Origin of the sequence: Actinoallomurus soli (genome assembly GCF_024055715.1) — a bacterium.
In the GTDB taxonomy this organism is placed as follows: Bacteria; Actinomycetota; Actinomycetes; order Streptosporangiales; family Streptosporangiaceae; genus Actinoallomurus; species Actinoallomurus soli.
In genome coordinates this window covers 1-21,350 of the sequence record NZ_JAMXMV010000004.1, presented here as the reverse complement: position 1 = coordinate 21,350, position 21,350 = coordinate 1, and the positions used below count along the sequence as shown (strand labels likewise).

Sequence of the window (21,350 nt, the reverse complement as noted above, 5' to 3'; positions counted from 1 at the left end):
ACCGGCCGGGTTTGCGCGGACGGGCCGGGGCCTTCACGATTGACCGGCCCCCTGTGTTGACCGTGTGCGGAGACCGTGATGCCTCGTCTGGTGCTGTGGAACGTCGATCACACACTGGTCGACGTCGGCAAGGTGACCCGGGAGGCGTACGCCGAGGCGTTCGAGCGCGTGACCGGACGGCCGCTCGTCCGCCTCGCGCCGACCGCCGGGCGCACCGAATCGGAGATCATCTTCGAGACCCTGGCGTTCAACGACGTCCCCCCGACCGAGGACCACCTGCCGGAGTTCATGGCCGCGCTCGCCGACGCGTTCGCGGCGCGCAAGGGCGCGGTCCGGGGCGCCGGGCGGGTGCTGCCGGGCGCCCGCGAGGCCCTCGCGGCGGTGGCCAAGCGGCGCGACGTCGTGCAGTCGGTGCTGACCGGCGCGATCCGGCCGAACACCGTCACCAAGCTCAAGGCCCTCGGCCTGGCCAAGTACCTCGACTTCGAGGTCGGCGGGTACGGCTCGGAGACCTATCCCAAGGCCGCCCTCGTCGAACTGGCCCGCACCCGCGCGGCGGAGCGGCACGGCGGCGTGATCGCCGAGGCCGCGACCGTGCTCGTGGCCGACTCGCCACGCGACGTGCAGGCGGCGAAGATCGCCCGGGCGAAGATGATCGCGGTCGCGACGGGCACGGCCACCCAGGCGGAGCTGCGCGGCGCGGGCGCCGACGTGGTGCTGCCGAGCCTCACCGAGACCGGCGCGGTCGTCGCCGCGATCGAGGAGCTCACCGCGACCCCACAGGCGTGACGGCAGAGTCGGGTGGGAACCCGACATTGCGATCGGTGGCCGCCCCCGTGAATGCTGGGTGCCACGAAGACGTGAGGAGGCCGTGTCGTGTCCGTTGCCGAGGGTGACCTGTTGTGGGAGCCGTCCGAGGAGGTCCGCCGCAGCGCCCGTGTCGCCCGGTTCATGCGAGAGCGCGGGTTCGGCTCCTATGACGAGCTGTGGCGCTGGTCCGTCACCGACGTGGGCGCGTTCTGGGACACGATCTGGTCCTCCTTCGGGGTGCTGGGCGACCGCGGCGACGGGCCGGCGCTGGAGCGCGCCGAGATGCCGGGCGCGCGCTGGTTCCCCGGCGCGACGCTCAACCACGCGCGGAACGCCCTGCGCCGGGCCGAGGAGGACCCCGGCGCCACGGCGGTGGTCTTCCGCACGGAGGCCGACGACGGCTCCCCGGCCGGCGAGGGCTCCGACGGGCCGGCCCGCTCGCGGACGCTGACCTACGGAGAGCTCGCCGCCGAGGTCGCCGAGGTGCGCGCCGGGCTGCGGGCGCTCGGCGTCGGCCGGGGCGACCGCGTCGCGGCGTACGTCCCGAACATGCCCGAGGCCCTGGTCGCCTTCCTCGCGACCGCGTCCCTGGGCGCGATCTGGTCGTCCTGCTCGCCGGACTTCGGCGCGCCGAGCGTGATCGACCGGTTCACCCAGATCGAGCCGAAGGTGCTGATCGCGGTGGACGGCTACGCCTACAACGGCAAGCGGTTCGACCGGTCCTCGGTGGTCCGCGACATCGCGGCGGCACTGCCCACGCTGACGGCCACCGTCACGATCCCGTACCTCGACCCGGACGCCGCCGCGATCGGGGACGGCCGGGCACTCCGGTACGCCGAGCTGCGGCGCTCCGGAGAGCCGCTCGCCTTCGAGGAGGTGCCCTTCGACCACCCGCTGTGGATCCTGTACTCCTCGGGCACCACGGGCCTGCCCAAGCCGATCGTGCACGGCCACGGCGGCATCGTGCTGGAGCATCTCAAGGCCCTCACCTTCCATCAGGACCTCGGCCCCGGCGACGTGTTCTTCTGGTACACGACGACCGGCTGGATGATGTGGAACTACCTCATCGGCGGCCTGCTCGTCGGCGCGACGATCGTGCTGTACGACGGCGCGCCCGGCGGCGACGCGCTGTGGCGGCTGGCCGCCGAGACCGGGGTCACCTACTTCGGGGTCGGCGCGCCGTACGTCCTGGCGTCGATGAAGGCGGGCCTCGACCCCGGCCGGACGCATGACCTGTCCCGGCTGCGCGGGATCGGCTCGACCGGCTCGCCGCTGCCGCCGGAGGGATTCGGCTGGCTGTACGACCACGTCGGCCGGGACGCGCTGGTCGGCTCGTTCTCCGGCGGCACGGACGTGGCCACCGGGTTCGTCGGGCCCTGCCCGCTGCTGCCGTTGCGCGCCGGCGTCATCCAGTGCCGCGGGCTCGGCGCGAGGATCGAGGCGTACGACGAGAAGGGCGAGCCGGTCGTCGGCGAGGTCGGGGAGCTCGTGCTCACCGCGCCGATGCCGTCCATGCCGATCTCCTTCTGGAACGACGAGGACGGCGAGCGCTACCGCGACTCCTACTTCGGGGTGTACGAGGGCGTCTGGCGGCACGGTGACTGGATCAAGGTGCTGCCCGACGGCGGATGCGTGATCTACGGGCGGTCCGACTCCACCCTCAACCGCGGGGGCGTCCGCATGGGCACCGCCGACTTCTACCGCGTGGTCGAGGGCTTCGACGAGATCGCCGACTCGCTCGTCGTCGACACCGGGCAGCTCGGCGCCGAGGGCCGGCTGCTGCTGTACGTCCAGCTCGCCGAGGGGGTCGACCTGTCCGAGGACCTGGTCGGCCGGCTGCGCGCCGCCCTGCGCTCGACGCTGTCGCCCCGGCACGTGCCCGACGAGATCCGGGTCGTGCCCGGAGTGCCGCGCACCCTGTCCGGTAAGAAACTGGAGGTTCCAGTCCGTAAGATCTTGCTCGGCACGCCCATCGACAAGGCGGCGAATCCGGACGCGATGGCCAACCCCGAGGTGCTGCGCCACTTCACTCCGGATTCCTGACCAGGAGCCGGGCGCGTCTCTCGTACGAGACATGTCCGTCACCTGCCGCGGCCCGCCCTGGGCACGCGGAGTCGGTGGGGATATGTTCGGCAGATGCGGTTCGTCGCCCATGCTCCGATCGGCGAGCCGGCAGGGGAGTGAACGACCCCGGCCGGCCGGCCGAACCAGCGGGACATCGACCGCATCTCAACCGATATGCCCGACCGTGGGGACGGTCGGCGGGGAGCGACGGAAGGGATGCGGTCGGCCATGGACCGGACTGCGGTGGACCATAATGCGAATCCCCTGCAGCCAGGTGATCCTCGGCGGCTGGGGGAGTACGAGGTCGTCGGGCGGCTGGGGAGGGGCGGCCAGGGCGCCGTCTTCCTGGGCAGATCCCCCGAGGGCGCGCAGGTCGCCATCAAGCTGCTCCACCCCGAGCTCGCCCAGGACACCAAGGCACGGACCCGCTTCGAGCGTGAGGTGACCGCCGCCAAGCGGGTCGCGCGGTTCTGCACCGCGCAGGTGCTCGACGCCGACGTCGCGGGGGACCGCCCGTACATCGTCAGCGAGTACGTCCCCGGGCGTTCGCTCTACGACGTGATCAAGGAGAGCGGGCCGATCGGCGGCGCCGCGCTGGAGCGGCTCGCGATCGGCACGGTCACCGCGCTCGTCGCCATCCACCAGGCGGGTGTCGTCCACCGCGATCTCAAGCCGCACAACGTGCTGCTCGGACCCGACGGTCCCCGGGTGATCGACTTCGGCATCGCGCGGGCGCTGGACGGCACCTCGACGGTCTCCAGCCGGGTCGTCGGCACCCCCGCCTACATGGCCCCGGAGCAGATCCGCGGCGAGACGGTCGGACCGCCCGTCGACATTTTCGCGTGGGCCGCCACGATGGTCTTCGCGGCCACCGGGACCCCGCCGTTCGGCAGCGACATGATCTCCGCGGTGGTCAACCGGATCCTGACCGAGGAGCCCCGGCTCGGCGACCTGCCGGCGCCGCTGCACGCGCTGGTCGCCGGCTGCCTGGAGAAGGACCCGGAGAAGCGGCTCACCGCCGACGCCCTCCTGCTGCGCCTGCTCGGCGGCGGTGAGCAGGCCCAGCGGCAGGAGTCCTCCCCGACCAAGGTGCTGCCGCCCGTCGCCACCATGGCCGGCGGTCCCCTGGCGGTCCCCGCCGACCTGCTCGAGCACGCGGCCACGGTCGCCGCCCAGCGGACCCCGCCCGGCGGCACGGCCCTCGCCGGCGCGCCGGGTTCGGGCGCCACCGGACCGAAGTACCCCGTCGCCGCCAAGTACCCCGTCGCGGGAGTGGAGCGGACGCCCACCGTCGGGGTGGGGGAGCGCACCGAGCCGGTCACGCCGCCCGTCGCCGGGACCCCGGCCCAGCCGCCCTACGCCGGACAGCCCGCCCGGGCGCCCTACGCCGGGGAGGCCGCCCGGGCGCCCTACGCCGGGGAGGCCGCCCAGGCGCCGTACGCCGGGCAGTCGGCCCAGGCGCCCTTCGCCGGAGAGGCGACCTCGCCGGTGCTCCCGCCCGTGCCCGGCGCCGCGCCGGTCCCCCACGGGCGCTGGTCGGAGCTGTCCCGTGGCCGCCGGAGGCTCGCCGCCGCCGGAGCGGCGGTCGTCGCGGCCGCCGCGGTCGTCGTCACGCTGGCCCTGGCCTTCACCGGGAACGACCGCACCGGGCAGAACACCGGCTACACCCCGAACGGCACGCAGAGCAGCGTGTCCCCCTCCCAGAGCAGCCAGGACAACCACAACGTGCCGGTCGACGTGCCCTCCTCGCATCAGTCGCACCCGACGTCGACGCCGACGGACACGCCCACGCCGACGGACACACCGACGCCGACCTCCTCGCCCACACCGACCGACACCCCCACGCCGACCCACACCTCCACCCCGACCCACACGTCGACCCCCACCAGTGGGACCGGAGGCGGATCGAGCACCGGAACCGGAACGGGCTCGGGCCACACCGGCGGCGGCACGGGGACCGGGGGAGGAACGGGCACCGGCGGCGGAACGGGCACCGGTACGGGATCAGGCGGTGGCACGGGGACCGGTGGGTCCGGTGGGACCGGTCAGGACGTGGGCTCCCAGGGCGCGCCCGGCGGTCACGCCAACGCCACGACCAGTGCCGGAGGCGCGTGACCGGGTCTCATCCGGGTCGGACAATCTCCGTTTTCGCGTTAACCTGGCCGCCGTGAGCACAACACCACAACGGCGTGGTGCGGCCGCGTTCGCTTCCGGCGTGTCCGGACACGGATCCCGCGTGCCCGGGCGTAGCTTCGTAAACGACGACCCCCGGCGACTCGCCGAAGATCTTCTCGAATCCGACGAGATCAGTGGCGCTGCGGCGCCCCCCGCACGGCCGGCCATCCCACGGAATCACCGTCCCCGTGGCCGACCGCGTTCCCGACCCGTCCTGGCGGGAACAACGGTCGCCGAGCCCGCGACCACGTGAAGCACTGAATCTGCGAAGGTATTGAGGGAGACTTGGAATGAGGGGCGAGGGCGCATGAGCGCGAGTGCCAACGTCAGCGGCACCGCCGGACTCGACGACGCCAAGGACGAACTGCTGGAGCGCGCGGCACGGGCGTGCACGCACACCCCGGGCGTGCGGCAGGACGCCGGGGACATCCTCGGCTACCTGCGGGCGTACTACCGCCACGTCGCGCCGGAGGATCTGCTCGACCGCGACCCGGTGGACGTGTGCGGTCCCGCGATGGTGCACCGCCACCTCGGCGAGGAGCGGCCGCAGGGGCGCGCCAACGTGCGGGCGTTCACCCCGACGATCGAGGAGTACGGCTGGGACCCCGGGCACAGCGTCGTGCAGGTGGTCACCGACGACATGCCGTACCTCGTCGACTCGGTGGTGATGGAGCTCAACCGGCACCGCCTTGCGACGCACCTGATCGTCCACCCCCAGCTCAGGGTCACCCGCGACGTGACCGGCAGCCTCCAGCGGATCGGCGCCGGCGACGGCCTCGTGCTGGAGGAGTCCTGGATCCACATCGAGATCGACCGGCAGAGCGACCGGGTGCTGCTCGACGAGCTCGAGGCCGACCTGCAGCGGGTGCTGGGCGACGTGCGCGCCGCCGTCGAGGACGAGCAGAAGATGCGCGCGCTGGCGGGCGCGATCGCGGTCGAGGTGAACGAGACGCGGCCGCCGCTGCCGGACCGGGAGATCATCGACGGCGTCGAGCTGCTGGACTGGCTGGCCGACGACCACTTCACCTTCCTCGGCTACCGCGAGTACAAGCTGGAGGACGGGCCGGACGGCGAGCAGCTGCGCGCGATTCCCGGCACCGGCCTGGGCATCCTGCGCTCCGACCAGGCGGAGTCCACGAGCTTCGCGTCCCTCCCACAGGAGGTGCGCTCGAAGGCGCGGGAGCCGCAGCTGCTGATCCTCACCAAGGCCAACTCGCGGGCGACCGTGCACCGCTCGGCGTACCTCGACTACGTCGGGGTCAAGAAGTTCGGGGACAACGGTGAGGTCGTCGGCGAGCGCCGCTTCCTCGGGCTGTTCACCCACACCGCCTACAGCGAGAGCATCGAGCACATCCCCGTGCTGCGGCACAAGGTGGAGGAGGTCCTGGGCCGCGCCGGGCTGGCCGCCGACAGCTACGACGGCAAGGACCTCATCGAGATCCTCGAGACCTACCCCCGCGACGACCTCTTCCAGATCTCCGTCGCCGAGCTGCTGCCGATCGCGCTCGGCGTGCTGCGGCTGCGGGAGCGCAAGCAGCTGAAGCTGTTCGTCCGCAAGGACGAGTACGGCCGGTACATGTCGTGCCTGGTCTTCCTGCCCCGCGACCGCTACACCACGCAGATCCGGCTGCGCATCCAGGACATCCTGCTCAAGGCGTACGAGGGCATCTCCGTCGACTACAGCGCGATGGTCGGCGACTCGATCCTCGCCCGCCTGCACGTCGTCGTCCGCGGTGAGCGGGGCCGCCCGCTGCCCGAGGTCGACCCGGCCGACCTGGAGCGGCGCCTGATCGCCGCGACCCGGTCCTGGACCGACGACCTCGCCGAGGCGATCGTTCAGCAGTGCGGCGAGGAGCAGGCGAGCGCGCTCACCCGGCGCTACACCGACGCGTTCCCCGAGGGCTACAAGGCCGACTTCCCCGCCCGTACGGCGTGCGCCGACCTCACCCGGCTCGAGGAGCTCACCGAGCCCGGCGAGATCTCGATCAACCTGTACGAGCCGTACGACGCGCAGGCCGGCGAGCGCCGGCTGAAGATCTACCGGCTCGGCCCGCCGATCTCGCTGTCCCAGATCCTGCCGCTGCTGCAGGAGATGGGCGTCGAGGTCGTGGACGAGCGGCCGTACGAGATCGCCCGCGCCGACGGCCGCGAGGCGTGGATCTACGACCTGGGCCTGCGGTACGACCCGTCGCCCGATGTGGACGAGACCGAGGTCAAGGGGCTGTTCCAGGAGGCGTTCGAGGCGCTCTGGGACGGCAGGGTGGAGAGCGACCGGTTCAACGCGCTGGTGCTGCGCGCCGGCCTGGACTGGCGGTCCGCCATGGTGCTGCGCGCGTACGCCCGCTACCTCCGCCAGACCAAGACCACCTTCAGCGAGCGGTACATCGAGGAGGTGCTCGTCGCCAACCCGCGCGTCGCCCGCCTCCTCGTCCGGCTGTTCGAGGCGCGGCTGGACCCGCGCCTCAACCACGCCGGCGACGACCGGTCCGCCGCCGCCCACGAGGAGCTCGAGGCGGCCATCACCGAGGAGATCGAGGGCGCGCTCGACGCGGTCTCCAGCCTCGACGAGGACCGCATCCTCCGCAGCTACCTGGCGATGATCCGCGCGACCCTGCGCACCAACCACTACCAGCGGACCGCCGAGGGCAGGCCGAAGCCGTACCTGTCGCTGAAGTTCGACCCCGAGGCGATCCCGGACCTGCCGCAGCCGCGCCCCAAGTTCGAGATCTTCGTGTACTCCCCGCGCCTGGAGGGCGTGCACCTGCGGTTCGGGTCGGTGGCCCGCGGCGGCCTGCGCTGGTCCGACCGCAAGGAGGACTTCCGCACCGAGATCCTCGGCCTGGTCAAGGCACAGGCGGTGAAGAACACCGTCATCGTCCCGGCGGGTGCCAAGGGCGGGTTCGTCTGCAAGCGGCTGCCGGACCCCAGCGACCGCGAGGCGTTCCTCGCCGAGGGCGTCGCGTCGTACAAGCAGTTCATCAGCGGCCTGCTCGACATCACCGACAACCTCGTCGGCGGAGAGGCGGGGGTGGGCACCCGTAAGGGGGCCGGCCAGATGCAGGTCGTGCCGGCACCGGACGTGGTGCGGCACGACGGGGACGACACCTACCTGGTCGTCGCGGCGGACAAGGGCACCGCGACGTTCTCCGACATCGCCAACGAGGTCGCCGCGTCGTACGACTTCTGGCTGGGCGACGCGTTCGCCTCCGGCGGTTCGGTCGGCTACGACCACAAGGCGATGGGCATCACGGCGCGCGGCGCGTGGGAGTCGGTGAAGTACCACTTCCGCGGGCTCGGCGTGGACGTGCAGAAGGAGGACTTCACCGTCGTCGGCGTCGGCGACATGTCCGGTGACGTGTTCGGCAACGGCATGCTGCTGTCCGAGCACATCAAGCTGGTCGCCGCGTTCGACCACCGGCACATCTTCCTCGACCCGGACCCCGACCCGGCGGCGTCGTTCCGGGAGCGCACGCGGATGTTCGCGCTGCCGCGCAGCTCCTGGGCCGACTACGACTCCTCGCTGATCTCCAAGGGCGGCGGCGTGCACCCGCGCACCGCCAAGCGGATCTCGATCACCCCGCAGGTGCGCGCGGCGCTCGGCATCGACGACGGGGTCACGGCGATGACCCCGCACGAGCTGATCCACGCGATCCTGTGCGCCCCTGTCGACCTGCTGTGGAACGGCGGGATCGGCACGTACGTCAAGGCGTCGAACGAGAACAACGCCGACGTCGGCGACCGGGCCAACGACGCGCTGCGCGCCGACGCCACCGAGCTGCGCTGCAAGGTGATCGGCGAGGGCGGCAACCTGGGGCTCACCCAGCGGGCCCGGATCGAGTTCTCCCTCGGCGGCGGCCTGGTGAACACCGACTTCATCGACAACTCCGCCGGGGTGGACACCTCCGACCACGAGGTCAACATCAAGATCCTCCTCGACCAGGTCGTCCGCGACGGAGAGATGACCCGCAAGCAGCGGGACGCGCTGTTCCTCCAGATGACCGACGAGGTGGCCGACCTGGTCCTGCGCGACAACTACCAGCAGAACGTCGTGCTCGCCGCCGCCCGCACGCAGGCCTCCTCCATGCTGCACGTACACGCCCGCCACCTGCGCAAGCTCGAACGCGACGGCAAGCTGAAGCGGCGGCTGGAGGACCTGCCCGACGACAAGGCACTCGCCGAACGGCGGCAGGCGGGCCTCGGCCTGACCGGCCCGGAGTTCGCCACGCTGCTCGCCTACAGCAAGCTGACGCTGGAGGAGGAGATCCGGGCCTCCGACCTGCCGGACGACCCGCACCTCGCCACCCGGCTCGTGGAGTACTTCCCCACGCCGCTGCGGGAGCGGTTCCGCGACTACATGGACCGGCACCCCCTGCGCCGGGAGATCATCTCCACGTCCGTCGTCAACAGCCTGGTCAACAACAGCGGCACCACCTTCGCGTTCCGGATGAACGAGGAGACCGGCGCCTCGGCCTCCGACATCGCCCGCGCCTACCTGGTGGCGCGCGCGGTGTTCGACATGCCGCGGTTCTGGGGCTCGGTGGACGCCCTGGAGTCCCAGGTCGACACCGCGACGCAGATCCGGATGCGGCTGGAGGCGCGCAAGCTGACCGAGCGCGGCGCCCGCTGGCTGCTGCACAACCGGCGGATGCCGTTCGACCTGAAGGAGACGGTCGACTTCTTCGCCGGAGGCGCGGCCATCCTCGCGCCGCAGCTGCCGAAGCTGCTCACCGGCCGTGACCTGGCGGGCTTCGAGGAGCGGCGGGACCGCTTCGCCGAGGCGGGCGTGCCGGGCGAGCTGGCCGAGCAGGTCGCGATCATGGTCCCGGCCTACTCCACCTTCGACTTGGTGGAGATCGCGCACAGCACGGGCCGCCCGCTCGAAGAGGCCGCCGAGGTCTACTTCGACCTGGCCGAGCGCCTGCAGATCGCGCGGCTGCGCGAGCGCGTCATCGCGCTCCCGCGCGACGACCGCTGGCAGTCGATGGCCCGGTCGGCGCTGCGCGACGACCTGTACGCCGCGCACGCCGCCCTCGCCCGCGACGTGCTCGCCACCAGCGAGCCCGGCGCGGATCCCGAGGAGCGCCTGGCGATCTGGGCCGAGAAGAACAGCGCCGCGGTCTCGCGCGCGGGCCAGACCCTCGGCGAGATCTGGGAGAGCGACAGCTTCGGCATCGCGACCCTCTCGGTGGCGCTGCGCGCGATCCGCACGCTGGTCACCGCCAGCACCCTGCCCGGCTGACCCGCCGGCGAGAGATGCCCCGGTGGTCGCCGGGGCGTCTCTCCGCCCGATGATTCTTTCCGGATTCGCACAGTGATCGAATGATCACTGTGCGAATCTGTCGGCATGCTTCGACACCTCACCGCCCTGACGGTCGTCCTGCTGCCCCTGGCCGCGTGCGCCGGTTCCCCGGCGGTCGCCGCGCCCGCCGTGGCCAAGGACCGGGCCGCGCAGCTGCTCGCCCACTACCAGTCCGTCAACAACCGGGCCAACGGCTCGTCCGACGACAGGCTGCTGGCCACGGTCGAGACCGGAGCCCAGCTCGACATGGACCGCGCCGAGTACCGGCGGCGCGCGGCGGCCAAGGAGAAGTACGCGCCGTTCGTCTACAGCGCCCCGGCCTACTACATCCCGCGCGAGACGGGCTTCCCCAAGTGGTTCGCGGTCGTCGCCACCGCGGGCCGGACCCGGCACGCCCTGGTCTTCACCCAGGAGCGGCCCGGCGGCCCCTGGCTGCTCACCGCCGACCCGTTCCCCGCCGAGACGATCACCGGCGTCGCCCTGGACAAGGACGGCTACGCCACCGCCGTGGCCCCTGACGACGGCAAGACGGCGCCCGCGCCCGGCAAGATCGCCGCGGTGCACGCCGCCACGCTGACGCGCGGCACGTCCGGCATGGCCCCCGGCCCGTACACCAACCAGGCGCACGACGCGCTGGTCAAGGCGGAGGCCGCGCTCAAGCGCCGGGGCGTGACGCTCACCTCCGACTTCCGGCCGGACCGCCAGCAGGCGTTCGCGCTGCGCACCACCGACGGCGGCGCGCTCGTCTGGTACGTCGTGCGGCAGAGTGAGAGCTACGACCTGGCCAAGCCGGGGCTCATCGGCAACGGCGGCGACCTGGCCGGCCTGATCAACGGGAAGGTCCGCCGGCACCTGGACACCACCGCGCTGACGCAGTACCTCGCCGTGGTCCCTCCGCAGGGCGCGGCCAAGGTCGTCGGAAGCTACCGCAAGGCGATCCAGGCCACCGCGTCCTAGCGATGATGCGGCGAATGTCAGAATTCGTGGCATGCGTCACCGCCGTGTCGCGCCGGCCGTGCTGGCGATCCTCCTGCTCGCCGGCTGCCAGGACGGCCACGACGACGGTGACACCACGGGCGACACCGCCGTTCCCGCCGTCTCGGCCGACACCTCGGCGCAGGTCCTGGCGGCCTACGTACGCCACTACAACCGGGCGGTCACGGCGGGCGACGTCAAGGAGTGGCGGGAGGTGGGCACCGACGCGATCGGCGCCACCGCCGAGGCCGCCCTGCGCCTCGGCGGCGGACGGCCACCGCGCACCGGCGCGATCTCCCTGCGCAACCCCGTGATGTACGTCCCGCGGCTGCGCGGCACGCCCCGGTGGTTCGCGGTGTCGGCGCTGGAGCGTAAGGGCGGCACCGAGCGCCCGCTCTTCGCGGTGTTCGCGCAGAAGAACGCGAAGTCGGCCTGGCGGCTGTCGAGCAGGATGTACTTCCACGGGGAGCCGCCCAAGATCGCCACCGGCGATCAGGGTTACGCCGTCGCGGTCGACCCGGACACGACCACGCTTGCGACGGCGCCGGCCGCGCTGCCGGCGGCGCACGCCGCGTACCTCGATCGCGGGAACGACGACTCGATCGTGCCGGGTACCACCGCCCGCACCTGGCGGACCGCCGAGGCCGGACAGGAGCGGCAGCTACGTGATCACGGGGTGACCGTCTCCGGCCGGTCCGCGCCCACCGGCTATCCCGTCTACGCGCTGCGGACCGACGACGGCGGCGCCATCGTGTCCTACTCGCTGCGCCGTACGACGACCTACACGGCGACCGGCAGCGGCGATGTCGCGGTCCTGCCGGCGGACGTCCGCACCTACCTCCACGGCAGGTCCGCGCACCGGGTGACGGCGACCTGGGTCTGGCAGGCCGTCACCTACCTGCCCGTACGGGGCCGGGCGACGGTGCTGATCGAGGCCTTCGACCTGGCCTCCGCCCAGGCGTCCTGAGATCGCGAACGCCTACTTGGTGGGGACGGACGCCTTGACGGTGCCGCCGTCGGCGCCGATGATCTGCGCCTTGACGGTGCCGTCCTCCTTCTTCGGCTTGGCCGGGACCACCGCGACGTACTGCATCGTCTGGCTGATGTCGATCTCGCTCTTGACGGACTTCGACGTCAGGAAGGGCGCGGCGTCGTCGGGGACCGGGAAGCGGTCCGACTTGTCCTTGTCCTTGCTCTTGGTGATCACCGTGTCGCGGCTGAGGGCGTAGAGCACGAGCCCTCCGCCGTCCGCGGTCGCCAGCGGGAAGATCGGGAAGGACGTCGCGGCGTACACGACGCTGTTGTGCAGCCCGGCCTTCTTCGCCTTCTTGTTCTTCATCGCCTTCTGGTCGGTCGCGTAGTAGCCGGTGGTGTACTTCCCGGCGCGCATGACCTGGGCGGCGACGTTCTGCGGGCCCTCCTCGGCGAGTGTCGCCTGGATCGAGGGCACCAGCCGCGGCGGGATCAGCAGGGCGTTGTCGAAGGTGGCCAGGGCCTTGGCGTAGCCGTCGGAGTCGACCGCGACCTTCGGGGGCTTCTGCTTGTCGTCGAGCACCGCCAGCGCGCTCAGCCGCCAGCGCTGGACCGACTTGGTCCGCAGGAACCCCATGTACACGGTGTGGGGATCCTTGCCGTCCGTCGTCGTCCGGCGCGCGCTCACCACGAACCACTGCGGTCCCGTCAGCAGCAGGTGCGGCACGTAGAAGACCGGTTTCCCGTAGACGTAGCGGGGGACCGGGTCGCCCGCCGCGACCGCCCGCCGGAACGCCGCGGCCGTGAGCTGCGACTGCCCCTCGCTGGTCCACCACAGGGCGAGGCGCTCGTCCCCGCTGGCCCGGGCCACGTCGTCGTTGTTCACGAACGAGTGGAACGCCTTGGCCGCGACGTCGGGGGTCAGCGGCTCGGGCGGGGGGCTGCTGCTCTCGGCGGCGACCGGGCTCGCGCGTACGGTGCGGTGTGGCTTGCCCGAGCAACCCGCGGCGGCGGTGATGGTGAGCACCGCCACGAGTGTGGACGCAACCGCCTTGTTCATGTTCCCCGGCCTTCGCTACAGCTATCGGGCAGAGTATGCCAGGGATCTCCGAGTACGCCCTCGCGCGGTCCGGTCCCGGGGCCCGTGGAAGACCGGCGGAGCGCGTACGCGGAGAGTACGGGCACGGGTAGGCTTCGAACGTGGCAGTCATGGATCCCTCGGAAGAGATGAAGGAACTCGGCTCGATGCTGACCGGCATCGAGGCCGTCCTCGACCTCGACGCGATGCGCCGCGACATCGCGGAGCTACGTGAGCAGGCTGCCGACCCCGATCTGTGGAACGACCAGGACCGCGCCCAGGCGGTGACCCGGCGGCTGTCCTACCTGGAGGGCGAGCTGGGCAAGGTCGAGGGCCTGCGCAGCCGCCTCGACGACGCCGCCGTGCTGTTCGAGCTGGCCTCGGAGGAGGGCGACGACGACGTCCGCGGCGAGGCGGAACGCGACCTCGGCACGCTCCGCAAGGAGATCGAGCAGCTCGAGGTCCGCACCCTCATGTCCGGGGAGTACGACGCCCGCGAGGCGCTCGTCACGATCAACTCCCAGGCCGGGGGCGTGGACGCCGCCGACTTCGCCCAGATGGTGCAGCGGATGTACCTCCGCTGGGCCGAGCGCCACGGCTACCCGACCGAGATCTACGAGACGTCCTTCGCCGAAGAGGCGGGCATCAAGTCGACGACCTTCACGGTCAGGGCGCCGTACGCCTACGGCACCCTGCGCGGCGAGCACGGCACCCACCGCATGGTCCGGATCTCCCCGTACGACAACCAGGGCCGCCGGCAGACCTCGTTCGCCGGCGTCGACGTGGTGCCGGTGGTGGAGCAGACCGACCACGTCGAGATCCCCGAGGACGAGCTGCGCATCGACGTCTACCGGTCGAGCGGCCCCGGCGGGCAGGGCGTCAACACCACCGACTCGGCGGTGCGGATCACCCACCTGCCGACCGGCATCGTCGTCTCCTGCCAGAACGAACGCAGCCAGCTGCAGAACCGCGCGACCGCGATGTCGGTGCTGCAGGCCAAGCTCCTGGAGCGCAAGCGACAGGAGGAGGCCGAGCGCATGAACGAGCTGCGCGGTGAGACGACGAGCTCCTGGGGCACGCAGATCCGCAACTACGTGCTGCACCCGTACCAGATCGTCAAGGACCTGCGCACGGGCGTCGAGGCGGGCAACCCGACGGCGGTCCTCGACGGCGACATCGATGAGTTCATCGAGGCCGAGATCCGGTGGATGCGCCGCCGCGAGGCCGGCGAGGACCAGGACTAGACCCTACGACGCGGCCGAAGGCCTGGACCGGGCCCGGGGGCCCGGCCAGGTCAGTGCAGGCCCAGCCTGAGCGCGATCAGCAGCGTCAGCGCCAGGATCAGGGCGCCGACGATGAGGACGGGGGACAGGCCGAACGGCCCGGTACGGTGCACCTCCGCCCGTGCCGCGCGGCAGGCGGGGCAGCGCCCCTCGACGACGGGGCCCGAGCATCGCGCGCAGATCAGATGTTCGCAGCTCATCCGGCTCCTTCCTGAACGTCGGGCGGGAATCCGTTCAGCCTATGCGTTCCTGGCCGGTGGTCCGCCGTCAATCGGCGACGGGTGTCCGTGATGCCCGGTTGCTTTCCCTCGGTGTACCCAAGTTGGACTATCCATGCCAGTCTCCCCTCTAGACTGCTGCTTGGCCAATCGGCCCGCCAAGCCGGGAAGCCGCGGCAGGGCGTCTGTCAGACGGAAAGACAGTCGTCGCCGTCCCCAGCCCCTAGACTGGCACGTCGTGATGCAGCCGTGATCCACTTTGATAACGTCACCAAGGTCTATTCGCACCAGAGTCGACCGGCCCTCCAGGGTGTCAACGTGGCCGTGGAGAAGGGCGAGTTCGTCTTTCTCGTCGGTCCTTCCGGGTCCGGCAAGTCGACCTTCCTGCGCCTGATCCTCAAGGAGGAGCGGCCGACGCAGGGCGGTATCCACGTCGCCGGCAAGGACCTGAGTCGGCTGAGCAACTGGAAGGTCCCGCACCTGCGCCGCCGTATCGGCTGCGTGTTCCAGGACTTCCGGTTGCTGCCCAACAAGAACGTCTACGAGAACGTCGCGTTCGCTCTCGAGGTCATCGGGAAGCCACGGCGTTTCATCCGTAAGGTGGTCCCCGAGGTCATCGACCTGGTCGGCCTCGAGGGCAAGGCCCATCGGATGCCCGACGAGCTCTCCGGCGGCGAGCAGCAGCGCGTCGCCATCGCGCGGGCGTTCGTCAACCGGCCGATGATCCTCCTGGCCGACGAGCCGACGGGGAACATCGACCCGGCGACCAGCATCGGCATCATGAAGGTGCTCGACCGGATCAACCGGACGGGCACGACCGTCGTGATGGCGACGCACGACGCGGCGATCGTCGACGCGTTCCGCAAGCGAGTGGTCGAGCTGGAGGACGGCCGCGTCGTGCGCGATCAGTCGCGCGGCGTCTACGGCCAGGCGTACGGCGGCGTCTAGCGGACCGCCCACCAGGCGCGGGCCGGCGTTCGACAGACCGCCGGCCAGGCGCGGAACGGCCCCTCGCCGACCGCGCCGCCGCGCCGCCACGACCAACACCCGGACGACCAAGGACAGCGAGGCATGCGGGTACAGTTCGTTCTTCAGGAGATCTGGATCGGTCTCCGCCGGAACCTCACGATGACCATCGCGCTCATCGTCACCGTCGCGATCGCGATGGCGCTGTTCGGCACGGGTGTGCTGCTGAAGATGCAGGTCGACAAGTCGAACAACTACTGGTCGGACAAGGTCGAGGTCTCGATCTACCTGTGCAACAAGCTCAGCGCCAACCCGAACTGCAAGAAGACGGAGCCGAACCAGAGCGAGAAGGACGCGATCCGCAAGCAGCTCGAGTCGATGCCGCAGGTCGCGAAGGTCGTCCCGGAGACGGCGCAGGAGGCGTACCAGCGCGCCAAGGAGCAGTTCAAGGACAGCCCGGGCATCGCCGGCTCGATTCAGCCGGGTGACATCCCCGACTCCTTCCGGGTGAAGCTCAAGGACCCGAAGAACTTCGCGGCGGTCGTCGCCCAGATGAGCAACCGGGAGGGCGTCGACCAGGTGGTCAACGAGCGCGCCATCCTGGACAAGTTCTTCAAGATCCTCAGTGGTCTGCAGTGGGCGGCGCTGATCATCGCGGCGATCCAGCTCATCGCGGCCGTCCTCCTGGTGGCGAACACCATCCGCCTGTCGGCGTTCAACCGGAGGCGGGAGACCGGCATCATGCGGCTGGTCGGCGCCTCGAACGTCTACATCCAGTTGCCGTTCGTCCTCGAGGGCGCGATCGCGGGCCTGGTCGGCGGTGTGTTCGCGGCCATCCTGCTGAGCTTCTCGAAGGTCTTCCTGCTCGGCAGGCTGCAGAAGAACCTGCAACTCGCGACGCCGCTCGGCTGGCTCGACGTGACCACGGTCATCGTCGCGTCGATGTGCTTCGGCATCCTGCTGTGCGCCCTGGCGTCCTTCCTCACTCTGCGCCGCTATCTCAAGATCTGACGCTGCTCCCGGCGATATGCCGGTCCGGTGATCAGGTCGCTCGTAGAATCCTCGCATGCCCCGGCTGACCGGTCGTGTGCTCCGCGGGGCGGCCGCCGTGGCCGCTCTGGCGGTGGTGTACGTCATGGACGCCGGGGCGGGCGGGAGGGGCACCCACGCGTCGGCGCGGCGGAAGCCGCCCGGGCGGAGCGCCCGGCCGGCCGGACGGGCGGCGATCGAGCCGGCCCCGGCGGTGCCGGATCCCGCCTCGGCGGCGCCGGACGCCCCGGTCCCGCCGGGCGCCCCGGTGATGGCGGGCGTCGCGGCGGCGCCGGACCCGGCGGAGGAGCGCGCCGTGATCGCGGAGACGCTGCGCCGCATCGGCGACCGCTGGGCGCGGTTCTACACGGCGGCGGAGTTCGGCGGCCTGGAGGCCACCCTGAACGGCTGGTACAGCGGCGTCGGCCTGTGGCTGGCGAAGGCCGGGAACGACGTCCGGATCGTCGGCGTCCAGCCGGGCTCACCCGCCGAGAGCGCGGGCGTGCGCCCCGGCGATGTCGTCTCGGCGGTCGACGGCACCGCGACCCGTGACCTGACGGTCGCCGCCGTCGCCGCGGCTCTGCGGGGACGGCCCGGCACGGGCGTCGGCCTCGCCGTCCGCCGGAACGGCGCGCCCCTGCGGTTCGCGCTGGTACGGACGGCCGTGCCGTCGCACGACGTGAGCGCGTCCCTCACCGCCGACGGCGTGGTCGTGATCCGGATCGCGGCGTTCACCCGGGGAGTCGGGCGGGAGGTGCGCGCGGCGGTGACCGGCCGGCCCGGGCGGCGCGGCGGCGTCCTGCTCGACCTGCGGGCGAACCCCGGCGGCCTGCTGGACGAGGCCGTCGACACCGCCTCGGTCTTCCTGCCGGGCGGCCCCGTGGCGACCTTCGAACGGGCCGGGGCCCCGCCGGAGCGGCTCCTGGCCGGTCCGGGCGGCGACACCGCGGACCCGCTCGTCGTCCTCGTCGACGGGGGCACGGCCAGCGCCGCCGAGGTGGTCGCGGGCTCATTGCGGGACCGAGATCGCGCAGTGATCGTCGGATCGCGTACCTTCGGAAAGGGGTCGGTGCAGGAGCCGTTGCGGCTGGCCGACGGATCCGCGATCGAACTCACCGTCGGTCGATACCGGACTCCGAGTGGCCGTAACCTCGATGGGTCCGGGATCGACCCCGACGTCGCGGTCAACGCGAACCGCCCACCCCGGGAGGCCGAGCGACGCGCGCTCACGGTCGTGCGCGGGCTGTCGGCCACCCTGCCGAAGAAGGACCGAGGCTGAGTCATTGCCACGCGAAGAGGGACGCAAACTGATCGCGCAGAACAAGCGCGCGCGTCACGATTACCACATAGAGGACACCTACGAGGCGGGCCTCGTGCTCACCGGCACCGAGGTGAAGTCACTGCGCGCCGGGCGGGCCAACCTCACGGACGGGTACGCTCTGATCCGCGACGGAGAGGTCTGGCTCGAGGGAGTGCACATTCCCGAATACACGATGGGGACGTGGACCAACCACGCGGCGCGTCGTCCCCGGAAGCTGTTGCTGCACCGGCGAGAGATCGGCAAGCTGATCGGTAAGACCAACGAGCCCGGCCGTACGCTGATCCCGCTCACCCTCTATTTCAAGGACGGCAAGGCGAAGGTGGAGATCGCGGTCGCGCGCGGCAAGCGCGAGTACGACAAGCGACAGGACATCGCCAAGCGGGACGCCGTCCGGGAGATGGAGCGGGCCCGCGCCGCACGGCTGCGGAGGCGCTGAGGGTGGGTATCCGACGGCTCCGGTCGGCGGCCGGACTGGCCGCGGCCCTGCTGGCCACGACGGCGACCGCCGGCTGTTTCGCCGAGCCCTCGCCGCTGCCGACGATCCGCAACTTCCTCGTGTCCTGGCAGAACGGCAACTACCGTAACGCCGCGAAGGAGACCGACGGGGACCGGACCGCGGTCGCGGCGGTCCTCTCCGCCCTGCCGTCCCAGCTGGACCTGGCGTCGCTGCGCCTCGCGCTCGGCCGCGTGCGGCAGACCGGCGAGGACGCGACGGCCCAGTTCGCGGTCAGCATCGACCTCGGCGACGGCGGCCAGCCCTGGAGCTACGGCAGCTCGATGCGCCTGCACCGGACGAACGGCAAATGGAAGGTCGTCTGGAGTCCGTCGATCATCCACCCGCAGCTGGGCCAGGGCCAGCGGCTCGCCATCGTCACCATGACGCCGACGCGCCAGCCCATCGTCGACAACAAGGGCAAGACGCTCCTCAAGAAGGTCGAGGTCGACGTCTTCGGCGTGACGCCCGGCAGGCTCGCCAACGCCGAGCAGACGCTCGGCCAGCTGGCGAAGATCACCCATCTGGACAAGGACCGTGTGCTCGCCCACGTGCGGTCCGCGCCGCCGCAGAAGTTCCTGCCGCTGGTGACCCTCCAGGTACCCCAGCAGGCCGGCGACGCCGCCCAGCTCCGGCAGGTGCCCGGCGTGGAGCTGCGGTCCAAGCCGGCGTACGTCGCGCCCGCGGTCGCCGATGAGATCGTGGGCGACCTCGGCCCGGCCACCGCCGAGCGCCTTCAGCAGGTCGGCGCGCCGTACCAGCCCGGTGACACGATCGGCGTCTCCGGACTGCAGGTGCTGGAGCAGCGGAAGCTGGCCGGTACCCCCACCGTCCAGGTCGTGGCGCAGGACCCCTCCGGGGCCGACGAGAAGATCCTCAACGAGGTCCGCGGCACGCAGAGCCAGTCCGTCGCCACGACGATCGACCGCAGGACGCAGGACGCCGCCGAGGCCGCGCTGAAGGGGGTGCCCTACCCGGCGTCCCTCGCCGCGATCGACCCGTACACCGGCGCCGTCCTCGCGGCCGCGGACAACCCCCCGGCCCAGCGCAAGAACGACGCCCGCCAGAGCGATGACCCCTCGCAGCAGGGCAGCACCGCGCTGAACGGCCACTATCCGCCGGGCATGACGTTCAGCATCGTGACGACCCGGGCGCTCCTGCAGCACGACCAGAAGATCACCTCGCCGCCCTGCAAGAGGGGCACGCAGAACATCGGCGGGCAGGAGTTCACCTACTCCGGGCGGGTCGGCAAGACCTTCTCGTCCAACTTCGCCGTGAGCTGCACGACGGCGTTCGCCGCGCTGTACCGCAACGTCGCCCCACAGGACCTGCGCGTCAGCGCGGCCCGCTTCGGGCTCGGCGCGCCGTGGAGCCTGCCCGTGCCGGCGTTCTCCGGCTCGGTGCCCCTGGCGGCCAATGACGCCGAGCGGGCCGCCGAGATGGTCGGTCAGGGGAAGATCGAGGTCAGCCCGCTGTCGATGGCGCTGGTCGCCGGCGCCGTCGCGAGCGGCACCTGGCGGCCGCCGCAGCTCCTGAAGGATTCCCCGCAGCCGATCCAGCCTCAGCCGCTGAGCGGCAGCACCGACTCGATCACGCAGCTCCAGAGCCTCATGCAGACGTCCGTCCGCAGCGGCGCGGCCCGGCAGGCGAAGGTCCCCCCTCGTCCAGTGGCCGGCGTCACCGCGATGGTGCCGGACGGCAACGGCAAGGTCGTCTCCTGGTTCGTCGGGTACCGGCAGGACGTCGCCTTCGCGATCGCGGTCGAGGGCAAGGTCTCGGCGGCGAGCCTGGCGGCGGCGTTCCTGCGGGCGAAGCACTGAACGCCGAGGTGTCCTGACCGGCCGAAGTGACCGGCGTGACGGCTTTGTCATTTCTTGACTCTCGGGCCGCAACCATCCGCCTGTGACCGGGCGTCTTAACGAGTGACTGAGATACCGCTTGGGGGGTTGCGGACTCAGTCGCCGTGATGAGACCAGAGCCTCGTCTCGGGGGAGGCTCTGTCGTCCGGACCGGCCCGACCCTGCCGGTCACCCCCGTGGGTGTGCCTAGTCCACACCCACGGGGGTTCTCATCTCTCCGGCCCCCGATCACCCATCACCCGGACCGGCCCTCCGGCGGGAATGACGTTGGCATCCCCGGTGTTGAAGATGTACGGTCGGCGTGACGGGCGCTTCGGTGCCCGGTTGACAACTCAAGAGGGGGTGACCGGTTTCGACTTCGGTATGTCGAGACACGGGGAAGCGGGCCGAGGGTTGCGGTTGTGACCTCGTAAATCCTGTAACCGCAAAAGAACAAGTGCCAACTCTAAGCGCACTCAGTTCGCCCTCGCCGCCTAAGGCGAGATAGCGAACTTGTCAGCCCGGGAGTGTCTCCGGCCCGGGACCTGGCATCGCTAGGAGACTCAACCTGCCGCTCCGGCCACGGGAGCGACAGGGAAACCTAACAGTGGCTGAGCCTGTCGGCGACACGCCTGCGTGAGCGCCGGGGCTGAGAAAACGACTAGCAGGCTGCGCCCGGAGAAGCCCTGTCTTGGTACTGAAGGACGCGGGTTCGATTCCCGCCACCTCCACTCGGGCCTGGGGCCAGTGTGGTCGGGAGCTGACGCTCCCTTCCCCGCTGGCCCTTCGTCATTTCTTTCGGGGGGACGACCCCCCGAGCCCCCCGAGG

14 protein-coding genes and 1 other RNA gene are annotated in these 21,350 nt (G+C 71.4%); 13 read left to right on the top strand and 2 right to left on the bottom strand.

All coding sequences use genetic code 11. The features are described 5' to 3' along the window. The first annotated feature begins 78 nt into the window (after positions 1 to 78). The 6 genes from NDW01_RS11960 (at position 79) to NDW01_RS11935 (ending at position 12,290) form a co-directional block, all read left to right on the top strand. Positions 79 to 789 (top strand): HAD family hydrolase, encoded by a 711-nt coding sequence (locus NDW01_RS11960; protein WP_252819887.1) that lies wholly within the window; start codon positions 79 to 81, stop codon positions 787 to 789. A gap of 87 nt (positions 790 to 876) precedes the next feature. Further along, positions 877 to 2,853, top strand: a complete 1,977-nt coding sequence (locus NDW01_RS11955; protein WP_252819885.1) for an acetoacetate--CoA ligase — start codon at positions 877 to 879, stop codon at positions 2,851 to 2,853. A 264-nt stretch (positions 2,854 to 3,117) separates the two neighbouring features. Next, positions 3,118 to 4,989 (top strand): serine/threonine-protein kinase, encoded by a 1,872-nt coding sequence (locus NDW01_RS11950; protein WP_252819883.1) that lies wholly within the window; start codon positions 3,118 to 3,120, stop codon positions 4,987 to 4,989. A 367-nt stretch (positions 4,990 to 5,356) separates the two neighbouring features. Continuing rightward, positions 5,357 to 10,288, top strand: coding sequence for an NAD-glutamate dehydrogenase (locus NDW01_RS11945; protein ID WP_252819881.1), 4,932 nt, complete (start codon positions 5,357 to 5,359; stop codon positions 10,286 to 10,288). Positions 10,289 to 10,393: 105 nt separating this feature from the next. Beyond that, positions 10,394 to 11,305, top strand: coding sequence for a hypothetical protein (locus tag NDW01_RS11940; protein WP_252819880.1), 912 nt, complete (start codon positions 10,394 to 10,396; stop codon positions 11,303 to 11,305). Positions 11,306 to 11,336: 31 nt separating this feature from the next. Beyond that, positions 11,337 to 12,290 (top strand): hypothetical protein, encoded by a 954-nt coding sequence (locus NDW01_RS11935; RefSeq protein ID WP_252819879.1) that lies wholly within the window; start codon positions 11,337 to 11,339, stop codon positions 12,288 to 12,290. Positions 12,291 to 12,302: 12 nt separating this feature from the next. Here the strand turns inward: NDW01_RS11935 and NDW01_RS11930 are convergent, their stop codons facing one another. Continuing rightward, positions 12,303 to 13,355, bottom strand: a complete 1,053-nt coding sequence (locus NDW01_RS11930) for a hypothetical protein (RefSeq protein WP_252819877.1) — start codon at positions 13,353 to 13,355, stop codon at positions 12,303 to 12,305. Positions 13,356 to 13,495: 140 nt separating this feature from the next. Between NDW01_RS11930 and prfB the strand changes: the two genes are divergently transcribed. Further along, on the top strand, positions 13,496 to 14,617 hold the full coding sequence (gene prfB, locus NDW01_RS11925; protein WP_252819875.1) for a peptide chain release factor 2: 1,122 nt from the start codon (positions 13,496 to 13,498) through the stop codon (positions 14,615 to 14,617). A 50-nt stretch (positions 14,618 to 14,667) separates the two neighbouring features. Here the strand turns inward: prfB and NDW01_RS11920 are convergent, their stop codons facing one another. Continuing rightward, a complete protein-coding gene (locus NDW01_RS11920) occupies positions 14,668 to 14,856 on the bottom strand; it encodes a hypothetical protein (RefSeq protein ID WP_252819873.1) in 189 nt (62 codons plus the stop codon). Between the two features lie 267 nt (positions 14,857 to 15,123). Here NDW01_RS11920 and ftsE point away from each other — a divergent pair, with 267 nt between their 5' ends. From ftsE to ssrA, 6 genes are all read left to right on the top strand, one after another. Then, the gene (ftsE, locus tag NDW01_RS11915; protein WP_252785442.1) at positions 15,124 to 15,822 is read left to right on the top strand and encodes a cell division ATP-binding protein FtsE; all 699 of its coding nucleotides are present in this window, start codon (positions 15,124 to 15,126) and stop codon (positions 15,820 to 15,822) included. Positions 15,823 to 15,945: 123 nt separating this feature from the next. Beyond that, entirely contained in the window at positions 15,946 to 16,851 is a 906-nt protein-coding gene (gene ftsX, locus NDW01_RS11910) for a permease-like cell division protein FtsX (RefSeq protein WP_252785443.1), read from the top strand. Positions 16,852 to 16,906: 55 nt separating this feature from the next. Beyond that, positions 16,907 to 18,148 carry a S41 family peptidase gene (locus NDW01_RS11905; RefSeq protein WP_252819871.1) on the top strand — a complete coding sequence of 414 codons (1,242 nt, stop codon included), beginning with the start codon at positions 16,907 to 16,909 and terminating at the stop codon, positions 18,146 to 18,148. 4 nt (positions 18,149 to 18,152) lie between these two features. Continuing rightward, complete coding sequence (gene smpB, locus NDW01_RS11900; protein WP_252785445.1) at positions 18,153 to 18,626, top strand: SsrA-binding protein SmpB; 474 nt, start codon at positions 18,153 to 18,155, stop codon at positions 18,624 to 18,626. Positions 18,627 to 18,628: 2 nt separating this feature from the next. Further along, positions 18,629 to 20,503 carry a penicillin-binding transpeptidase domain-containing protein gene (locus tag NDW01_RS11895; RefSeq protein ID WP_252819869.1) on the top strand — a complete coding sequence of 625 codons (1,875 nt, stop codon included), beginning with the start codon at positions 18,629 to 18,631 and terminating at the stop codon, positions 20,501 to 20,503. Positions 20,504 to 20,880: 377 nt separating this feature from the next. Continuing rightward, positions 20,881 to 21,255, top strand: a transfer-messenger RNA (tmRNA) gene (gene ssrA, locus NDW01_RS11890). The last annotated feature ends 95 nt before the right edge of the window (positions 21,256 to 21,350 follow it).

Coding starts and splice junctions, on each gene's coding strand:
- NDW01_RS11960 (WP_252819887.1), top strand. CDS start 79: ATGCCTCGTCTGGTGCTGTGGAACGTCGATCACACACTGGTCGACGTC.
- NDW01_RS11935 (WP_252819879.1), top strand. CDS start 11,337: ATGCGTCACCGCCGTGTCGCGCCGGCCGTGCTGGCGATCCTCCTGCTC.
- NDW01_RS11920 (WP_252819873.1), bottom strand. CDS start 14,856: ATGAGCTGCGAACATCTGATCTGCGCGCGATGCTCGGGCCCCGTCGTC.
- NDW01_RS11930 (WP_252819877.1), bottom strand. CDS start 13,355: ATGAACAAGGCGGTTGCGTCCACACTCGTGGCGGTGCTCACCATCACC.
- NDW01_RS11905 (WP_252819871.1), top strand. CDS start 16,907: ATGCCCCGGCTGACCGGTCGTGTGCTCCGCGGGGCGGCCGCCGTGGCC.
- ftsX (WP_252785443.1), top strand. CDS start 15,946: ATGCGGGTACAGTTCGTTCTTCAGGAGATCTGGATCGGTCTCCGCCGG.
- NDW01_RS11945 (WP_252819881.1), top strand. CDS start 5,357: ATGAGCGCGAGTGCCAACGTCAGCGGCACCGCCGGACTCGACGACGCC.
- NDW01_RS11940 (WP_252819880.1), top strand. CDS start 10,394: ATGCTTCGACACCTCACCGCCCTGACGGTCGTCCTGCTGCCCCTGGCC.